This is a genomic window from Mesorhizobium sp. M2A.F.Ca.ET.037.01.1.1 (assembly GCF_003998075.1).
Classification (GTDB): domain Bacteria; phylum Pseudomonadota; class Alphaproteobacteria; order Rhizobiales; family Rhizobiaceae; genus Mesorhizobium.
The window spans coordinates 1-2132 of record NZ_RZSA01001058.1; the positions used below are offsets into that span (position 1 = coordinate 1).

At 62.8% G+C, this 2132-nt stretch carries 2 protein-coding genes; one reads left to right on the forward strand and one right to left on the reverse strand.

The features are described from left to right. Positions 1 to 758 (forward strand): polysaccharide pyruvyl transferase family protein (locus EOA27_RS33315; RefSeq protein ID WP_189562227.1); only part of this gene is annotated, 758 nt, incomplete at its 5' end. Here EOA27_RS33315 and EOA27_RS33320 read toward each other — a convergent pair. Next, positions 654 to 2120, reverse strand: coding sequence for a lipopolysaccharide biosynthesis protein (locus tag EOA27_RS33320; protein ID WP_126079792.1), 1467 nt, complete (start codon positions 2118 to 2120; stop codon positions 654 to 656). The genes EOA27_RS33315 and EOA27_RS33320 overlap by 105 nt on opposite strands. Between the last annotated feature and the right edge of the window lie 12 nt (positions 2121 to 2132).

A 2132-nucleotide genomic window follows, 5' to 3' on the forward strand; every position in this document is an offset into this window, starting at 1 on the left:
ATGCCGTGTTTGCCCTTGCCGACACGGACGGCATCGGCAAGCGGCTCGCCTCGGCTCAGCCGCCTGCGCAGACGGGCCGCGTCGCGATTTCCGTCCGCCACTGGAACTACGTCAATGACGGCCAAGACGGGATGCGCCGCTATATCGATTCGGTACGCGAGATCGCGACCATCCTTGTCCGGGACCATGGCAAGCAGGTGACCTTTGTCTCCACCTGCCAGGGCGTTCCGGAATATGCCCATGACGATTCCAAGACAGCACGCAAGATCGTCGCCGAGCTCGATCCAGAAATTGCGAGGAATGTCAGCGTGGACGCTTCATTCCACACCCCCGAGCAACTGATGGCTCTGGTCAAGGGTTTCGACTTCGTCGTCGCGACCCGCATGCACATGATGATCATGTCGCTCTGCGTGGGAACGCCTGTGCTTCCGATCGCCTATGAGTTCAAGACCAAGGAAGTCGCCAAGAGGATCGGTGTTGCCGATCTGCTGCTCGATATCGACACTGTCACCCCGCCGGAGGCGGCCGAAAAGCTCGGCCGGTTCGTCGGCAAGCTTGAAGACTACCGCCGCACCATCCTCCAAGCCGTGCTCGAGGAACATGCTTCGGCGATGTCTGCCGCGGAGTTGCTGAAGCCTCTCATGGCCAAGGCATCAGCGCAGATTGCGCGCGATGTTGGCAAGCGTGGTGAGCAGTATCCTGCGCGGCTGGGGGAAGATCGCCATAAGGACGAAGGCAAGCCCGTAGTCGAGGCATAAAGCCAGGACGACGGCGAGAAGGTCCGACTGGCCGGTAAGGGACGCTGGCAGGCCGAGATAGGCAAGCCAGGCAAGCAGGGACGATGCAATGAAAAGGCCCTGCATGATCAGGAAGTCCCCTGCCGTCACCGGCCCGACGCGGTGGATCATGACCGCGAGCACCGGCACGCGCAGAACGTAGCCGCTGATCGCGTAGGCGGCCGCGACGCCGACGGCGCCCCAATGCAGGCCGACGACAAAAGAAGCCACGGTGGTGAGCGACGAGTAGGCGCCCCACTGGAACATGGCCTTTGTCTTGCCCTGGCAGATGAATATCCAGCCGGTGGTGCTCGATACGGATTGCATCAGGCTGGCGATGCCCAGCCACGCGAAGATTGGCGCCACGGCGGTCCAGCGCGGCCCGAAGAGAAGCGCGACCACCTGTTCGGAAGTCAATGTCAGCGCGGCGATGCCGGGCATGGTCACGGCCGCCAGCATCCAGTTGGTGCGCACGTACAGATCGCGGAACCGCACCTTGTCCTCGTGGATGCGGCTGAGCAACGGCACCATCACGCGCGTCAGCGGCTGGGTGATGTTTTGCAGCGGAAACAGGAGAAGTTTGTAGGCCCGGTCATAGTAGCCAAGCTCGATCGCTCCGGAATATTTTCCGATCAGGATGTTGTCGAGATTGCGTGAAAAGAAATTGACGAGATTGAAGCCGGTCAGATTGGCGCCGAACGACAGGATCTCGCTCTCGACCCTGAAGTCCGGACGCGACGGCGTCCAGCGCACCACCAGCCATGCGGCGCCGAGCGCAACGACCGCCGCCACGGCCGGCCCCAGCACCAACGACCAGTATCCCATTCCCGCCCAGGCCGCGATGGCGGCAGCAACAAGACCGGCGGCCGCCGTTATGACATCGTTGAAGGCCAGCTGGCCGAACTGCAGGTGACGGTTCATCAAGGCGAGCGGGACGGCTGCGATGCTGCCGAGAAGCAACGGCAGCGCGGAGGCGACCGTGATGCCTAACATGCGCTGATCGCCGTAGAAGCCGGCAATGGCCGGGGCCAATGCCGCCACTACCACCGCGCTGCCCAATCCGACCAGCGCGCTTATCCAGAACACCTGATTGAGCTGCCTGTCGCTGATGTCCTTGCGCTGGACAAGAGCCTGCTGCAGCCCGAGATTTTGCAGAAGCCCGACAAAGGCGACGATCGGCCCGACCGACGCCACAAGGCCGAAATCTTCCGGCAGCAGCAGCCGGGCAAGGATGATGACCGAGAGGAACTGGATCACCATCTTGAAACCCTGGGCACCGGCAGTGACCAGCCCGCCGCGCAGGGCGACGCGTCCGAACTGCGGCAGGGGCGGGTTAGCGTTCATCAGTGTGCTCTC